The following is a 15910-nucleotide window of genomic DNA, read 5'->3' as shown; positions in this document are numbered from 1 at the left end:
ACCTGTTCCAAAATCGCAGGCTCGTCTAAAGGCGCGCGATGACTGCTGAGTCGCAAGAGACGGCCGAGGGCGTGGCAACCGCTATCGAAGCCGCCGCCGAAACCGGCCATCACGGCCACGGGCATCATGGCGATGGCAAGCTGAAGCTTGCCGTCGGCGCGATCGGCGTCGTCTTTGGCGACATCGGCACCAGCCCGCTTTACGCCTTTCGCGAAACCTTTGCCGGTCATCACCCGATCGAGCCCGACCGGCTGCATATCTATGGCGTTCTGAGCCTGGTCTTCTGGTCGATGATGCTCGTCGTCACCTTCAAATATGTGATGACGATCATGCGCGCCGACAACAAGGGCGAGGGCGGCAGCCTCGCGCTGCTCGCGCTGATCAGCCGGTCGTCGGAGGGCAAGCGCTGGACGTGGCCGATCGTCCTGCTGGGCGTGTTCGCGACCGCGCTCTTTTATGGCGACAGCATGATTACCCCGGCAATGTCGGTGCTGTCGGCGACCGAGGGCCTGTCCTATGTCGACGAGGGGTTCGAGCCTTATATCGTGCCGATCGCGCTCGCGATCCTGATCGGCCTGTTTGCGATCCAGGCGCGCGGGACGGCCAAGGTCGGCGCGCTGTTCGGCCCGATCATGCTGCTCTATTTCCTCATGCTCGCGGGGCTTGGCATCCTGCATATCAGCCATAATCCGTGGATTATCGTCGAGACGCTCAATCCGGTGAACGCGCTGCGCTTTTTCTATCTCGACGGCTTCACCGCCTTCATAGCCCTGGGCGCGGTCGTGCTCGCCGTGACCGGGGCGGAGGCGCTCTATGCCGACATGGGGCATTTCGGGCGCGGGCCGATCGGGCTGTCGTGGCTCAGTTTCGTGCTCCCCGCGCTGATGCTCAACTATATGGGACAGGGGGCGATGGTCCTCGCGGCCGAAGCGGGGCCACGCGCCGAGCTGATTTCCGACCCCTTTTTCCAGATGATGCCGCAGTTCCTGGAGCTGCCCGTCGTCATACTTGCGCTGCTCGCGACGATCATCGCCAGCCAGGCGGTGATTTCGGGCGCCTTCTCGCTGACGCAGCAGGCGATCCAGCTGGGCTTCATGCCGCGCCTGCGCGTCGAGCACACCAGCGCGTCGGCCGCGGGTCAGATTTATATTCCGATCGTCAACTGGGGGTTGATGATCATGGTGATCCTGCTCGTCCTGGGCTTCGGTTCGTCGAGCAACCTTGCCGCGGCCTATGGTATCGCGGTGACCGGCGCGATGTTCATCGACACCTGCCTGATGAGCGTCGTTCTCTTTACCTTGTGGAAATGGCCCGCGTGGAAGGCGCTGCCGGTGCTCGCGGTCTTCTTCATCGTCGATATTGCCTATTTCGGCGCCAATCTGATCAAGGTGCCCGATGGCGGCTGGGTGCCGCTGGCGATCGGCCTGGTGATCTTTACCTTGCTGACCACCTGGTCGCGCGGGCGCAAACTGATGCAGCAGGAAATGGCCGAAGGCGCGATGCCGATCCCGATTTTCGTGAAATCGGCCGCGAACAGCGCGACGCGCGTGCCCGGCACCGCGGTGTTCATGACGTCGAGCAGCGATGGCGTGCCGCACGCGCTGCTTCACAATCTGAAGCACAACAAGGTGCTGCACGAGCGCATCATCCTGCTGACGATCAAGATTGCCGACGTGCCTTTCGTTCCCGAAAGCAAGCTCTGCCAACTCGAAGATCTGGGTCAGGGGTTCCACCGGCTCGTGCTCAATTACGGTTTCATGCAGCCGATCGACGTGCCCGAAGCGCTGAGCCGCGTGTCGAGCTGTGGCGGCGAGTTCAAGATGCTGGAAACCAGCTTTTTCCTGTCGCGCCAGACGCTGATCGCGGCGAAAAAGCCCGGAATGCCGATCTGGCGCGAAAAACTGTTCGCGTGGATGCTCCGCAATTCGGAAAGTGCGATGGAGTATTTCCGCCTGCCGACCAACCGCGTTGTCGAGCTGGGGAGTCAGGTCGCGATCTGACCGGCGCGATCAGCCTTTAGTCATGCGGGGAACAGGCGCTGGGATGTGGCGTCTGGTCTTGCGACGCACGGCGTAAGCCCCTTCAGCGGCGCAACCTGTCGACCTTGCTGGTCACGACGGTCGCATCCTGCCGACGATGGTGGAATCCAGCGCAGGATCCAGCGGCCATCGATATTCCGCTCTGGCGGTCTGAAACTGGCTCCCTGCCGCGCTTGCGGTGCTGAGGCGCAAACAAGCACGCCGCGCTCCGGGGCGCGGAAAACCACCGTCATGTCCTGCGGTCGTGTTCGGTTCCGAATCGCCAGCTTCCGTGCGTCGATCGGCCATGGCGTGGCGAACCGCAAATATGATCCGTTGGTCCTGCGCGGCTCGATGCCTGTCCTGCTCGCCGCGTTAAAGCCGGACCTTTGCCGCCAGTTCGTCGCGCGCAGCAAGATATTGCTGTTCCAGTTCGGCGACAAACTCGGCGACGGGGCGCACCGCAGATACGGCGCCGATCCCCTGGCCCGATCCCCATATGTCCTTCCACGCCTTGGCCTTGGTGTTGCCTCCCGACCCGAAATTCATTGTCTTGAGGTCGCCTTCGGGCAGATTGTCGGGGTCCATGCCCGCCGCGACGATCGACTGGCGAAGATAGTTGCCGTGAACGCCGGTAAAGAGATTCGAATAGACGATGTCGGCGGCGCACCCCTCGACGATGCCGTTCTTATAGCCTTCGTCGGCATTTGCTTCGGCGGTCGCGATAAAGGCGCTGCCGATATAGGCGAGGTCGGCGCCGCACGCCTGCGCGGCTAGGATCGAGCGGCCGTGGCCGATCGCTCCCGACAGGGCGACGGGGCCGTCGAACCATTCGCGGATTTCCTGCACGAGTGCGAAGGGCGATTGTCGTCCGGCATGGCCGCCCGCGCCGGCGGCGACGGGGATCAGCCCGTCGGCGCCCTTTTCGATCGCCTTGCGCGCGAAACGATCGTCGATGACGTCGTGCAGCGTGATCCCGCCCCAACTGTGAACCGCCTGGTTGAGTTCTTCACGCGCGCCGAGCGAAGTGATCGTGATCGGCACTTTCCATTTGGCGCAGGTTGCGATGTCCGCTTCCAGCCGGTCGTTCGATTTGTGGACGATCTGGTTGACCGCATAGGGCGCCGAGGGGCGGTCGGGATTGTCGCGGTCCCACGCTGCCAGTTCTTCGGTGATGCGGTGCAGCCATTCGTCGAGCAGCGATTGCGGACGCGCGTTCAGCGCGGGAAAGCTGCCGACGATGCCCGCCTTGCACTGCGCGATGACAAGATCGGGCCCCGACACGATGAACAGCGGCGATCCGATGACGGGCAGGCGCAGGCGGTCGAAAATCGGGGGAAGGGCCATGAATCACTCTCCGGTTGCGGTTTGAAACTGACCTTAACGTAAACGGAAAGTCGTGCAAGAGGGAACGCCGCCGCGCGGCCCCGGTCACCGTATCCGCTGACCGCCCTTCCAGATCATCGTCGCGCGGCCCTGTACCGGCATGCCATCGAAGGGCGTGTTGCCCGCCCACGCCGCCATCTTCTTGGCGTCGACCTGCCACGGCGTATCGGGATCGACGAGGATGAGATCGGCTTCCTTGCCGATGGCAAGCCTGCCGACATCGACACCGAGCAGGCGGGCGGGGGTGGTCGCGAGCATCTCGAACAGGCGACCCGGCGTAATATGTCCATCGCGAACGAGGTTCAGGCCCATGGCGAGCAGGGTTTCGGCGCCCGCCATGCCGGGCAGCGCCTCGGCGAAGGGCAGGCGCTTGTCTTCCGGCCCTCGCGGGTCGTGCCCTGACGACAATATGTCGATCGTGCCGTCGGCCACCGCGGCAAGGCAGGCCTGCCGGTCGTCTTCGCTGCGCAGCGGCGGCGACAGGCGCGCAAAGGTGCGGAAATCGCCGATCGCGGTGTCGGAAAGAAACAGATGCGCGGGGGTGATGCCGCACAGGACGGGCATCCCCCTGGCCTTGGCGACGCGGATCAGGTCAAGCCCGCGCGCGGTCGTGACCTGGCGGAAATGCACGGGCGCGCCGGTTTCCTCGACGAGCGCCAGGTCGCGCGCGATCGCCATCGCTTCGGCGATTGCGGGGGCAGACGACAGGCCGAGCCGTGTCGCCATTTCGCCGTCGGTCGCGACGGCACCGGCGGTGAGTCCCTCATCCTCGGCATGAATGATCGTGACAAGGCCGAGCGAAGCGGCATAGGCGAGCACGCGGCGCATCACCCCGCTGTCGGCGATGCGGCCGCGGCCGGTGGCGACGGCGCGCGCGCCCGCCGCCTTCATCAAGCCGATTTCGGCGAGTTCACGGCCTTCCAGGCCTTTGGTCGCCGCGGCGATCGGGTGGACCCACAGGTCGGGCTTGCCGCCCTTGGCCGCGCGCTCGACGAGGCCCGCGCCGTCGAGCGGGCCCGTGTCGGGCATCAACGCGGCGCGGGTAATGCCGCCGAAGTGAAAGGCGGGTTTGTCGGTCGCAAAAACGCCCAGGTCGATGATGCCGGGGGCGAGCCACTGGCCCCTGGCATCGACGGTCTCCGCGCCTTCGGGGATGTCGGTCGGGTCGATCGCGGCGATGCGGCCATCGACCGCGAGCAGACTGCCCGCGCGCGGCGCGGCGCCATCGACCAGCAGCGCATTGACGATATGCAGCGGCCTCAGTTCCATCCCGGCACTCCCCGCTGGCGGCGCGTCAATATGTCGAGGCATGCCATGCGCACCGCGACCCCCATTTCGACCTGCTCGGTGATCGTCGAGCGCGCGGGATCGTCGGCGATGCTGCTGTCGATCTCCACCCCGCGGTTCATCGGGCCGGGGTGCATGACGATGGCGTCCGGCTTCGCCTTTTCGAGCCGCTGGGGCGTCAGGCCGTAAAGCGCATGATATTCGCGCGCCGAGGGCAGGTAGGCGCCGTCCATGCGTTCGTTCTGGAGGCGCAGCATCATCACGACGTCGGCGTCCTTCAGCCCTTCGTCCATGTCGGTGAAGGTGGCGACGTGCATCCGTTCCATTGCGGGCGGGGTCAGCGTCGCGGGGGCAATGACGCGCACCTCGTTGCCGAGCAGCGTCAATGCCAGAATGTTCGAGCGCGCAACGCGGCTGTGAAGAACGTCGCCGCAGATCGCGATGGTGAGCCCTTCGACCTTGCCAAGGCGGCGGCGGATGGTCAGCGCGTCGAGCAGCGCCTGTGTCGGGTGCTCGTGGCGGCCGTCGCCCGCGTTGAGGACGGGGCAATCGACCTTGTCGGCGATGAGTTGCACCGCGCCCGATGCCGAGTGGCGAATGACGATGGCGTCGGCGCGCATCGCGTTAAGCGTCATCGCGGTGTCGATCAGCGTCTCGCCCTTCTTCACGCTCGACTGCGCGGCGTGCATGTTGACGACGTCAGCGCCGAGCCGTTTCCCGGCGATCTCGAACGAAAGAAGCGTGCGGGTGGAGTTTTCGAAAAAGGCGTTGATGATGGTCAGCCCCGCGAGCCGATCGTCATGCTTCGCCGCGCCGCTGCGATTGAGTTCGACCCATTGTTCGGCGGCGTCCAATATATAGGAAATCTCCCATGGGGTGAGCTGGGCGATGCCGGTAAGGTGGCGATGGCGAAAGGCATCGCCGCCGGGCGGATAGTCGCTGGCGGGTCGGGTGGTGGCGTTTGTCATTAAAGGGGAGCGTTTAGGGGCGAGAAGCGGAAATCGCAAGTGATCCGTAACAGAACCCCGGCTCTCTTTCGGGGGGCACGGCTCGTCCTGACGTTGCGCTATCGCACCATCGCGTCGATCGCACCCTGCAGGATGAACGCCGCCGCTGCGCTGTCGACACGTTCCGCGCGTTTGGCACGGCTGACATCGGCAGCGATCATCGCGCGTTCGACCGCGGCGGTCGACCAGCGTTCGTCCCACAGCAGGACAGGCAGGCCGAGCGGCGCGAGGTTGCGCGCAAAGGCGCGCGTGCTCTGGGTGCGCGGGCTGTCGCTGCCGTCCATGTTGAGCGGCAGGCCGACGACCAGCCCGACGACCGATTGCGCGGCGACGAGCGCCCTCAGCGTGTCGAGGTCGGCGGCGAATTTCTTGCGGGTAATCGTCTTGTCTGGCGTTGCAAAGGACCAGCCCGCATCACACAGCGCAACGCCTATCGTCCTGGTGCCGACATCGAGCCCCGCAAGGCGGCCGCCGTTCGGCAAGGCGGCGGCAAAGTCGGCGGCGGCGGTGGTGATCATTGCGGCGCCGCCTGTTTCTCCAGCAATGGCTTGAGATACTGCCCGGTGAAGCTGCGTTTTTCCTTCACCACCTGTTCGGGCGTGCCGCATGCAACGATTTCGCCGCCCTTCACCCCGCCCTCCGGGCCGAGATCGAGGATATAGTCGGCGGTCTTGATGACATCGAGGTTATGCTCGATCACGATCACGCTGTTGCCCTGTTCGACAAGCGCCTGCAGCACTTCGAGCAGCTTCCTCACATCCTCGAAATGCAGCCCCGTCGTCGGCTCGTCGAGGATATAGAGCGTCTGCCCGGTCGAGCGCCGCGACAATTCCTTGGCAAGCTTTACCCGCTGCGCTTCGCCGCCCGACAGCGTCGTCGCCTGTTGCCCGACCTTGATATAGCCAAGCCCGACGCGGACGAGCATAGCCATCTTGTCGCGGATCGCGGGCACCGCCTTGAAGAACTCGGCCGCATCCTCGACGGTCATGTCGAGCACGTCGGCGATACTCATCCCCTTGAACTTCACCTCCAGCGTTTCGCGGTTGTAGCGTTTGCCGTGGCATGTCTCGCACGTCACATAGACGTCGGGCAGGAAATGCATCTCGATCTTGATCAGCCCGTCGCCGGTGCAGGTTTCGCACCGCCCGCCCTTGACGTTGAAGCTGAAGCGACCGGGTTTGTAGCCGCGCGCCTGGCTTTCGGGCAGGCCCGCGAACCAGTCGCGGATGACCGTGAAGGCCCCGGTATAAGTTGCAGGGTTGCTGCGCGGCGTGCGGCCGATCGGTGACTGGTCGATATCGATGACCTTGTCGCAATGTTCGAGGCCGGTGAGGCTTTCGTGCGGCCCCGCGACAAGCCGCGCTCCGTTCAGCGTGCGCGCCGCCGCGGCATAGAGCGTGTCGATGATCAGGCTCGACTTGCCGCTGCCGCTGAGGCCGGTGACACAGGTGAAGGTGCCGAGCGGGATCCTTGCGGTGACATTCTGAAGATTGTTCGCGCGCGCGCCCTTGAGCACCAGGTCGAAGCCGTTGCCGGGGCGGCGGTGCGTTGGCACCTCGATCTTCTTTGCGCCGGTCAGATACGCCGCGGTCAGGCTTTTCGTGTTCGTCAGCACCTCATCGAGCGTGCCCTCGGCGACGATTTCGCCGCCGTGGACGCCCGCGCCGGGGCCCATGTCGACAATATGATCGGCGTGGCGGATCGCATCTTCGTCATGCTCGACGACGATCACGGTGTTGCCGAGATCGCGCAGGCGCTTCAGCGTTGCCAGCAGCCGGTCGTTGTCGCGCTGGTGCAGGCCGATGCTCGGCTCGTCGAGCACATAGAGCACGCCGGAAAGTCCGCTGCCGATCTGGCTTGCCAGGCGGATGCGCTGGCTTTCGCCGCCCGACAGCGTGCCCGACGTGCGGTTGAGGTTGAGATAGTCGAGCCCGACATTGTTGAGGAAGCCCAGCCGTTCGTTGATTTCCTTCAGGATCGCCCTGGCGATCTGGCGCTGCTGCTCGGTCAGCTTTTCGTCGAGCGTCGAAAACCATCGGAGCGCGTCGGCAACCGACCGCTGCGCCGACATGCTGATATTCTCGCCCGCAATCTTCACGGCGAGCGGTTCGGGGCGCAGCCGCGCGCCGTGACACGTCTCGCACGGCTGTGCCGTCTGATATTTGCCCAGCTCCTCGCGCATCCACGCGCTTTCGGTCTGGAGCATCCGGCGGTTGAGGTTGCCGATTACCCCCTCGAACGCCTTGTGCGTCGTATAGCTGCGCTTGCCGTCCTTGAAGGTCAGTTCGACGGGCTTGCCGCCGGTGCCGTAGAGGATGATCAGCTGCACCTCGCCGGGCAGATCCTGCCATGGCGTGTCGAGCGAGAAGCCATAGGCTTTGCCGAGGCTTTCGAGCACCTGCATATAATAGGGCGACGGCGGGTTCGATTTCGCCCATGGCACCACCGCGCCCTTTCTGAGGCTGAGCGCATGGTTCGGGACCACCAGCTCGGGGTCGAACTCCAGCCGCTCGCCAAGCCCGTCGCACGCCGGGCAGGCACCCTGTGGCGCGTTGAAGCTGAACAGCCGGGGTTCGATCTCGGCGATGGTGAAGCCGCTGACGGGACAGGCGAATTTTTCAGAGAAAATCAGGCGGTTGGCGGGGATGCCTGCGCCCTTCATCGCCCCGCCGCTATCCGCGTCCTCGCGCCCCGGCACCGGACCGTCGGCAAGGTCGACGTAAGCGAGTCCCTCGGCCAGCTTCAGCGCGGTCTCGAAGCTGTCGGCAAGCCGCGTCTCGATGCCTTCGCGCACGACGATGCGATCGACGACGACCTCGATGTCATGCTTATACTTCTTGTCGAGCGCCGGGGCGTCCTCGATCTCGAAATATTCACCGTCGATGCGGACGCGGGTGAAGCCCTCTTTCTGCCACTGTGCGAGTTCTTTCCTATACTCGCCCTTGCGTCCGCGCACCACCGGCGCGAGCAGATAGGCGCGCGTGCCATCCGGAAGCTGCATTACGCGGTCGACCATCTGGCTGACCGTCTGCGCGCTGATCGGTTCGCCGGTTGCAGGCGAATAGGGAATACCGACACGCGCCCACAGCAGCCGCATATAGTCATAGATTTCGGTGACGGTCGCGACGGTCGAGCGCGGATTGCGGCTGGTCGTTTTCTGCTCGATGCTGATCGCGGGCGAGAGGCCGTCGATATGCTCGACATCGGGCTTTTGCATCATTTCGAGGAACTGGCGTGCATAGGCCGACAGCGACTCGACATAGCGCCGCTGCCCCTCCGCATAGATGGTGTCGAAGGCGAGCGACGATTTCCCCGACCCCGAAAGCCCGGTGATGACGATCAGCGCATCGCGCGGAAGATCGACGTCGACGCCCTTCAGATTATGCTCGCGCGCACCGCGCACGGAAATGTGGGTGAGACTCATGGATGGGCATGTTCCAGATTTGTTCTAAAGACGCAAGGGTCGTCTATACCGCTTCGCCGCGTGGATAGGACGGGCGCCGCGCGGCGGCAATGGCCCCTTGGGTCAGCGATCCATCGTGGCAACGGCCCGTCGGCGTCCCGTTGCTACGATCGCCGTGCCCTGCCACAGGCTGAACAGTATTGCGGCGCGCAGGATCGCGAGCGGGTCGATAAGGACCGGTTGAGTGGATATTTCATCGGGCTCGCAAATGCGGGTCCGATTGCGCGGAAAGGATGGGCCAAGCACGACGACTGGCCGACGCGAGGTTAAAAGCGACCGGAACGCGGCGCGAGATGGCGCGTTGGAGCAAGGCTGTGGATCGAAGGAGAAGTCTCGATGACCCGGACAATATGGACCGCTTCATTTGCCCTGGCGCTGCTGGCCGCCGGTCAGGCCGCCGCGCAGCAGGCAGCCGACACGCCGCCTGTGGCCCAAAAGAAATTGCCCGATGGCACCACGGCCGAAGAGCGGGCCAACACCGCACGTCTCAACGCCGAGCAGGCGGCGCGGGCGCGGAGCGATAACCTCCTCTATATGCAGGAAGTTTCTGCGGCGGCACAGCAGGTTGCGCACGACCAGCAAGTCTTTGCCGAGGAAACTGCTGCCTATGAAGCCGAAAAGGCGCGCCTTGCCGCAATGTCTGCCGAGGAGCGGATGAAATGGGAAGCCGACGTCGCTGCATGCAAGGCGGGTGACACGACGCGCTGCGCGCCGCCGGTCAAGACGCCTCCGCAATAGAATCGGGCGGATCGGTTCGGGCGGGGCGTTCCGCATCCCGATCCGTCTCGCCATCCGGTGTCGAGGTGGGCCTTTCGATGGCTGACGCGGGCGATCGCGGTGCAAGATCAGGAAAACTGCCGCCATACTGATAATTTTCCTCGGCCTCGGCGTCGTCGACATTCGGTTCGACGGCCCCCAGCGCGCGGAACAGGTCGTCCGCGCGATCTTCCCGGTCAGCGCGGAGCCGCGCGGCGACGCCATAGCTGTCGGGGCAAGCGCGGCAAGGGTCGGGTTCGATCAAGGGATTCGCGGCCGCATCGGGGTTGGCGCTGAGCGCTGTGTAGGACATTGGGATGTCGGCCGTGTCAGCGTTCAACCGCTTTCCTGCGGCCATGTCGCCCAGAAGCGCGCCGCACAGGACACCGACGCCGACCAGCAGCACGCCGCGGAGCAGTGCGCTTTCGATCTTCCGACTCGCTTGGCAAGATAATTTCTTCACGATGACAAAAAGTGGGCGTTCTGACACCGAGACGCAAGAATTGTGTCACGAAATTACTGCGCCGTCGGCCATTCGTCGATGATTGGATGCCATTGGTCGGTCTGATCGACGTGCCCGCCGATCCGGTCGAACCTGGGGTGATCGAACGGAGCAAATCCGCCATTCCAACGCTGCGGGATGCGGAGGGCCTCGGTCTCCCCGGTCCGGGCGCTTCGTATCCCGCATCCGATCCCCTGCGAGAGGACTCCCCCATGGCGAACCTTAATTTCATCCTGCTGGCGGCACCGATGGCGCTGACCGGCCTTGCGGTCCCCGCGGCCGCTGCCGTCGACGAAGAAGGCGAACGGCGAACGACTATCGTGCGCTACGATGACCTCAACCTTGCAACCGAAGACGGCCGCGAATCGCTGACAACGCGGGTCAAATATGCGGTGCAGAAGGTGTGCGGCAGTCGGCCGCATTATCGTCAGCCGCTCCACGAGCGCGCCATCGCGATCCGTTGCGAAAAATCGGCGCTGGCTGACGCGGAGATCAAGCTGGCCGAACTTTTCAACGGTAATGGCGCGCGCTATGCCGAGGCTGGCCGGCTCGTGATCGCCGCCGCGCCCTGATCGTGTCCCTTGCGATCATTTGTGAAGGCGGTCATGCCCTGGCGGCATGGCCGCTTTTTCATGCGTGCATGATCGCCTTTACATCGTGCAGATAGGTGCGGCCGATGCGGTGCACGCCGCCTTCGCCCAGGTCGACGCTCCACGCGCCGTCGCCATGATGTTTCAGCCCGACGATGCCGTCCCGCCGGATCATCTTCGACCGGTGGATACGCATGAACTGATCGGGGTTCATCCGTGCTTCCAACGATTTGATCGTCTGGTGAATCAGCCAGCTGCGCGCGCCGACGTGCAGGCGCATATAATCGCGTTCGGCTTCGATCAGATCGACCTGCGCCGCGTCGATGCGCAGCATCTCGCCGCGGTTCTGGACCCAGAATTCGGTGATCCACTTGCTCTTCTGCGCCGGAGCGCGCTCGGCTGCGCGCCATTCGCGTACGCGCGACAAGGCGCGCGCCAGCCTGTCGGGGGCAACGGGTTTCAGCAGATAGTCGACCGCCGCGACCTCGAACGCGGCAACGGCGTAGCGATCGAAGGCGGTGACGAAGACGATCGCGGGCGGATTGTCGAGCCGCTCGATCGCCGCTGCCACCTCCAGCCCGTTGAGGTCGGGCATCGCGATGTCGCAGAGCAGCAGGTCGGGGGCGAGCGCATCGACCATGCGCAGCGCCGAGGCGCCGTCGCTGGCGGTGCCGACGAGCGAAATCCCATCCTGTTGCCCGGCAAGGATCTGAAGCCGCTCGATCGCAAGCGGCTCGTCATCGACGATCAATGTGCGCAAGGTCTGAAGCATCAGCAAGCCTCCCGTGCCAGCGGCAGCCATAGCGAAACGACAAAGCCGCCATCGTCCGATTTGCCCCATTCGCACCCAGCCGCGGGGCCATAGCGGGTCAGCAAGCGCTCGCGAACATTGCCGAGGCCAAGGCCGGTTCCGGACGCCGGCACCGGCGCCTTGGGGTCGATGTCATTTTCGATGCGCAAGACGAGCAGGCCATATTCGGCGCTGGCTTGCAGGCGAATCGCGATTTTGCCCTTGCTGGGCGACACGCCATATTTGATCGCATTTTCGATGATCGGTTGCAGGATGAGCACCGGCACGCACGCATGTTTGAGCTCGTCGGGCATCGACACCTCGACTTGCAACCGGTCAGGAAAGCGCGCTTGCTCGATGTCCAGATAAAGGCGCTGGAGCGCGATTTCCTCGTCGAGACTGACGAGCTGCTCGGGATCGACCGCAAGGCTTGAGCGCAGGAAGGACGACAGGTTCATGATCATCGTCTCGGCCTCGCTCTTCGAGCCCTTGAGCACGAGCGTCGAGAGCGAGTTCAGCGTGTTGAACAGGAAATGCGGATTGACCTGGTAATGGAGCGCGCGGAGCTGCGCATTCTTGGCCTCCATACGGAAATGATTGGCGCGGCGTTCGACCGCGCGCATCTCGTTCGCATAGCCGAAAGCGACATAAAGCGCCGCCCACACGGCAAAAAAGAAATACCAGCGGATCGAACTGTCGAGGATCAGCACCATTTCCCACGCCACCGGGAACTTCGACTGCACCTCTTCGATGATCTTCGCGGTGTCGGGCGCCGGGAACCAATAGAAGAAAACGAACAGGTTGATGCTCGCATAGAGGATCACGAGCGGCACCGCCGCGCCGAGCGCCGCGGCGAGCCGCGCACCGAAGCTGCGCGGCTGCACGCGCTGGAGCAATTGATAGAGCACGAAGGTGCACAGGATGCCCGCGACCACGACGATCGCGCGGCGCCCGGCATAGGACCATTGTTCGCTCGCGCCGGTCAGCATGGCGAGGCCGGTGGTGATGAGGAAATAGATCAGCCACATGGCGAGGATCGACCCGATCGCGACGCGCGGATTGACGCGCGCGTCGGACGCGCGCCAGTCAGGCGCCGCCGCGAGCATTTTCGCGCGCTGGTCGCGCAGCGCGTCTTTGCGGAGATTGGCGTTCATTATCCCCGCTTCTAGCGCCAATACCCGCCCGCTGACCAGTGCGCAGCGGGCCGCCAGTCGAAGCCGCCCGCGCCTTGGTCGAAAGCTGCGCCGCGCGCCGATTAACCCAGGCGCGCGAGCGCGGCGGCCAGGCGGTCGGCCTCCGCTTCCTTGGCGGCATGGTCGGCGCGTGCCTTTTCAACGGCTTCGGGCTTCGCGCGCTCGACGAAAGAGGGGTTATTGAGCCGCCCCGCGAGGCTGTCGCGCTCCTTCGTTGCGGCGGCGAGTGCCCTGGTCAGCCGATCGCGTTCCGCGGCGATGTCGATCACGCCTTCAAGCGGAACCGTGATCGTCTCGCCTTCGACGACGAGCTGCGCCGAAGCGCCTGCGGGGGCAGGGTCGAAGCGGATGGTTTCGAGGCGCGCAAGGCGGTCGAGCTGTGCCTTGAGCTTGTCGGCGCGAGCGTTGAGCGACGGCGGAAAATGCGCGGTCAGGCGCGCTCCGGGGGGCAGGCCGAGTTCGGCCTTGGCCGCGCGCAATTCGCTCACCAGCTTGATCAGCCAGTCGATGTCGGCGCTGGCGTCTGCGTCGCGCGCCGCATTCGGTGCGGGCCATTTGGCCGTAATCAGCGGATAATCCGCGCGCTCGCCAAGCCCCGTCCACAGCTCTTCGGTGATGAAGGGCATAAAGGGGTGGAGCATGACAAGGATCTGGTCGAGCACCCAGCCCGCGACCACTCTGGTCTCGTCGTCGATATTTCCCTTGATCAGCTCCAGATACCAGTCGCAGAAGCGGTCCCAGGCAAAGCTGTAGATGGCGTTCGCGGCTTCGTCGAAGCGATAGGCGGCGAAGGCGGTCTCCATCGCGGCGACGGTGTCCGCGACCTCGCCGATGATCCAGCGATTGACCGGCAGCATCGCCGCGGGGGCGTCAAGGCTGGTCGAGGCCGAAATGCCATTGGCTTCGCAGAAGCGCGCGGCGTTCCACAGCTTCGTCGCAAAATTGCGATAGCCTGCCAGGCGCGCGTCATCCATCTTGATGTCGCGGCCCTGGGTTTCCATCGCTGCCATGAAAAAGCGCAGCGCGTCGGCGCCATATTGGTCGATCAGCCCGATCGGATCGACGACATTGCCCTTTGACTTCGACATTTTCGCGCCGTCGGGCGCGCGGACGAGGCCATGGAGATAGAGCGTCCGCCACGGGACTTCCCCCATGAACTCCATCCCCATCATCGCCATGCGGGCATCCCAGAAAAAGAGGATGTCGAAGCCCGAGATAAGGACGTCGTTGGGGTAGTGGCGGTTGAGGAGATCGCTATTTTCGGGCCAGCCGAGCGTCGCGAAGGGCCAGAGCGCCGAGGAGAACCAGGTGTCGAGGACGTCCTCGTCGCGCGTGAGCGTAACGCCTGCGCCCGCTTCGGCCTGTGCTTCCTGTTCGGTCTCGGCGACAAAGATGCGGCCGTCGTCGGCATACCAGGCCGGAATCCGGTGGCCCCACCACAATTGCCGCGAGACGCACCAGGGCTGGATATTCTCCATCCAGTTGAAGAAAGTCTTTTCCCACGTCTTTGGCACGATCTGGATGCGCCCGTCGCGTACCGCCCGCATCGGCGGCTCTGCGAGTTTTTCGGCGTCGACATACCATTGGTCGGTCAGCCAGGGTTCGATCACCACGCCGCCGCGGTCGCCGAAGGGAGTCTGGATCGCGCGCGGCTCGGCATCATGTTCGCCCCCATCCTTGTCGATGTGCGGGATCAGGAAGCCGGCTTCCTTCATCCGCCGCACCACCAGTTCGCGCGCGCCATCGACACCGTCGCGCCGAAAACGGTGAAGGCCGAGATATTCCTGCGGGATCAGCCCGTCGGCGGTCTGGATGACGTTCGCGTCGCCGTCGAGCATGTTCAGCATTTCGCCGGGCTTGAAACCAGCGCGCTTGCCGACTTCGAAGTCGTTGAAATCATGCCCCGGCGTGATCTTCACCGCGCCGCTGCCCAGTTCGGGGTCGGCATGCTCGTCGGCGACGACCGGCACAAGGCGGCCCGTAATCGGCAGCTTGACCAGCTTGCCGATCACGCTCCTGTAGCGTTCGTCGCCCGGATGCACGGCGACCGCCATGTCGGCAAGCATCGTTTCGGGCCGCGTTGTCGCGACCACGATATGGTCGCGCCCGTCATCGAGCGTCACGCCGTCGGCGAGCGGATATTTGAAATGCCAGAATCCGCCCTGCACCTCGTGCGTTTCGACTTCGAGGTCGGATATTGCGGTCTTGAGCTTGGGGTCCCAGTTCACCAGCCGCTTGTCGCGGTAGATCAGGCCCTTCTTGTGCAGGTCGACGAAAACCTTGACCACCGCCTTGGTGAAATGCGGGTCCATCGTGAACTGTTCGCGGCTCCAGTCCATCGAGCAGCCGAGGCGGCGAAGCTGGCGGGTGATCTGGCCGCCGCTCTCCGCCTTCCATTCCCACACCTTGTCGACGAACTCGTCGCGGGTGAAATCGGTGCGCTTCTGCTGGCGTTCATTGAGCTGGCGCTCAACGACCATCTGCGTCGCGATGCCGGCATGGTCGGTGCCGACGACCCACAGCGCATCCTTGCCGCGCAGCCGTTCGTAACGGATCAGCACGTCCTGCAACGTATTGTCGAGCGCGTGGCCGATGTGCAGCGCGCCGGTGACATTGGGCGGTGGGTTGACGATCGTGAAGGGGGTGGCGTCGGGGCGGTGCGGACGGAACAGCCCGCGGCTTTCCCACGCATGGGCCCATTTCGCTTCAATGGCGGCGGGATCAAAGGTTTTTTCCATCGGCATAGCGGGGCGCCTTTGCCAGCCGGGCGGCGAGGCGGCAAGGGGGAAGCTGTCCGGCGGACGTTACCGCTGTTCCGTTCGCATCGAGCGAAGTCGAGGCGCCCGTCGATGGCGCCCGGCCTCGCGGTGTATCGACTTCGACCAACGATCGACGCTTATCCTGAGCGCCTGCAAGGC

At 64.4% G+C, this 15910-nt stretch carries 12 protein-coding genes; 3 read left to right on the top strand and 9 right to left on the bottom strand.

The window, feature by feature from the left end; translation table 11 throughout:
- Positions 1-38 precede the first annotated feature (38 nt).
- Positions 39-2000: a potassium transporter Kup gene (locus HUW43_RS09065; protein WP_188237097.1), complete on the top strand. Its 1962-nt coding sequence runs from the start codon at positions 39-41 to the stop codon at positions 1998-2000.
- 393 nt (positions 2001-2393) lie between these two features.
- On the opposite strand, the gene HUW43_RS09060 is transcribed toward HUW43_RS09065, so the two are convergent.
- The 5 genes from HUW43_RS09060 to uvrA all read right to left on the bottom strand — a co-directional run bounded on the left by HUW43_RS09060 (position 2394) and on the right by uvrA (position 9122).
- Positions 2394-3365 (bottom strand): NAD(P)H-dependent flavin oxidoreductase, encoded by a 972-nt coding sequence (locus HUW43_RS09060; RefSeq protein WP_188237096.1) that lies wholly within the window; start codon positions 3363-3365, stop codon positions 2394-2396.
- Positions 3366-3449: 84 nt separating this feature from the next.
- The gene (locus tag HUW43_RS09055) at positions 3450-4673 is read right to left on the bottom strand and encodes a dihydroorotase (protein ID WP_188237095.1); all 1224 of its coding nucleotides are present in this window, start codon (positions 4671-4673) and stop codon (positions 3450-3452) included.
- The gene (locus HUW43_RS09050) at positions 4664-5659 is read right to left on the bottom strand and encodes an aspartate carbamoyltransferase catalytic subunit (protein WP_188237094.1); all 996 of its coding nucleotides are present in this window, start codon (positions 5657-5659) and stop codon (positions 4664-4666) included. Before HUW43_RS09050 ends, HUW43_RS09055 begins: the two co-directional genes overlap by 10 nt.
- 98 nt (positions 5660-5757) lie before the next feature.
- Positions 5758-6216, bottom strand: a complete 459-nt coding sequence (gene ruvX / locus HUW43_RS09045) for a Holliday junction resolvase RuvX (RefSeq protein ID WP_188237093.1) — start codon at positions 6214-6216, stop codon at positions 5758-5760.
- Positions 6213-9122: an excinuclease ABC subunit UvrA gene (uvrA, locus tag HUW43_RS09040; RefSeq protein WP_188237092.1), complete on the bottom strand. Its 2910-nt coding sequence runs from the start codon at positions 9120-9122 to the stop codon at positions 6213-6215. Before uvrA ends, ruvX begins: the two co-directional genes overlap by 4 nt.
- A 375-nt stretch (positions 9123-9497) precedes the next feature.
- On the opposite strand from uvrA, the gene HUW43_RS09035 reads away from it, so the two are divergent.
- A complete protein-coding gene (locus tag HUW43_RS09035) occupies positions 9498-9899 on the top strand; it encodes a hypothetical protein (protein WP_188237091.1) in 402 nt (133 codons plus the stop codon).
- Here the strand turns inward: HUW43_RS09035 and HUW43_RS09030 are convergent.
- A complete protein-coding gene (locus HUW43_RS09030) occupies positions 9880-10380 on the bottom strand; it encodes a hypothetical protein (protein WP_188237090.1) in 501 nt (166 codons plus the stop codon). The two genes, HUW43_RS09035 and HUW43_RS09030, sit on opposite strands and share 20 nt — an antisense overlap.
- Before the next feature lie 11 nt (positions 10381-10391).
- On the opposite strand from HUW43_RS09030, the gene HUW43_RS15695 reads away from it, so the two are divergent.
- A complete protein-coding gene (locus HUW43_RS15695; protein WP_317450848.1) occupies positions 10392-10991 on the top strand; it encodes a UrcA family protein in 600 nt (199 codons plus the stop codon).
- Positions 10992-11049: 58 nt separating this feature from the next.
- Here the strand turns inward: HUW43_RS15695 and HUW43_RS09020 are convergent, their stop codons facing one another.
- The 3 genes from HUW43_RS09020 to HUW43_RS09010 all read right to left on the bottom strand — a co-directional run bounded on the left by HUW43_RS09020 (position 11050) and on the right by HUW43_RS09010 (position 15736).
- Complete coding sequence (locus tag HUW43_RS09020) at positions 11050-11781, bottom strand: LytR/AlgR family response regulator transcription factor (protein ID WP_120222191.1); 732 nt, start codon at positions 11779-11781, stop codon at positions 11050-11052.
- Positions 11781-12953, bottom strand: coding sequence for a sensor histidine kinase (locus HUW43_RS09015; RefSeq protein ID WP_188237088.1), 1173 nt, complete (start codon positions 12951-12953; stop codon positions 11781-11783). The genes HUW43_RS09020 and HUW43_RS09015 overlap by 1 nt, the downstream gene beginning before the upstream one ends.
- Positions 12954-13054: 101 nt before the next feature.
- Complete coding sequence (locus tag HUW43_RS09010) at positions 13055-15736, bottom strand: valine--tRNA ligase (protein WP_188237087.1); 2682 nt, start codon at positions 15734-15736, stop codon at positions 13055-13057.
- Positions 15737-15910: the final 174 nt, after the last annotated feature.

Origin of the sequence: Sphingopyxis sp. LK2115 (genome assembly GCF_014595975.1) — a bacterium.
Classification (GTDB): domain Bacteria; phylum Pseudomonadota; class Alphaproteobacteria; order Sphingomonadales; family Sphingomonadaceae; genus Sphingopyxis.
The sequence above is the reverse complement of the archived record's forward strand: the minus strand, read 5'-3'. Positions and strand labels throughout refer to the sequence as shown.

Bases quoted from the DNA above. Each gene is read 5' to 3' on its own strand.
- ruvX (WP_188237093.1), bottom strand. From the start codon at position 6,216: ATGATCACCACCGCCGCCGCCGACTTTGCCGCCGCCTTGCCGAACGGC.
- HUW43_RS09020 (WP_120222191.1), bottom strand. From the start codon at position 11,781: ATGCTTCAGACCTTGCGCACATTGATCGTCGATGACGAGCCGCTTGCG.
- HUW43_RS09035 (WP_188237091.1), top strand. From the start codon at position 9,498: ATGACCCGGACAATATGGACCGCTTCATTTGCCCTGGCGCTGCTGGCC.
- HUW43_RS09060 (WP_188237096.1), bottom strand. From the start codon at position 3,365: ATGGCCCTTCCCCCGATTTTCGACCGCCTGCGCCTGCCCGTCATCGGA.
- HUW43_RS09010 (WP_188237087.1), bottom strand. From the start codon at position 15,736: ATGCCGATGGAAAAAACCTTTGATCCCGCCGCCATTGAAGCGAAATGG.
- HUW43_RS09055 (WP_188237095.1), bottom strand. From the start codon at position 4,673: ATGGAACTGAGGCCGCTGCATATCGTCAATGCGCTGCTGGTCGATGGC.
- HUW43_RS09050 (WP_188237094.1), bottom strand. From the start codon at position 5,659: ATGACAAACGCCACCACCCGACCCGCCAGCGACTATCCGCCCGGCGGC.
- HUW43_RS09015 (WP_188237088.1), bottom strand. From the start codon at position 12,953: ATGAACGCCAATCTCCGCAAAGACGCGCTGCGCGACCAGCGCGCGAAA.
- HUW43_RS09065 (WP_188237097.1), top strand. From the start codon at position 39: ATGACTGCTGAGTCGCAAGAGACGGCCGAGGGCGTGGCAACCGCTATC.
- uvrA (WP_188237092.1), bottom strand. From the start codon at position 9,122: ATGAGTCTCACCCACATTTCCGTGCGCGGTGCGCGCGAGCATAATCTG.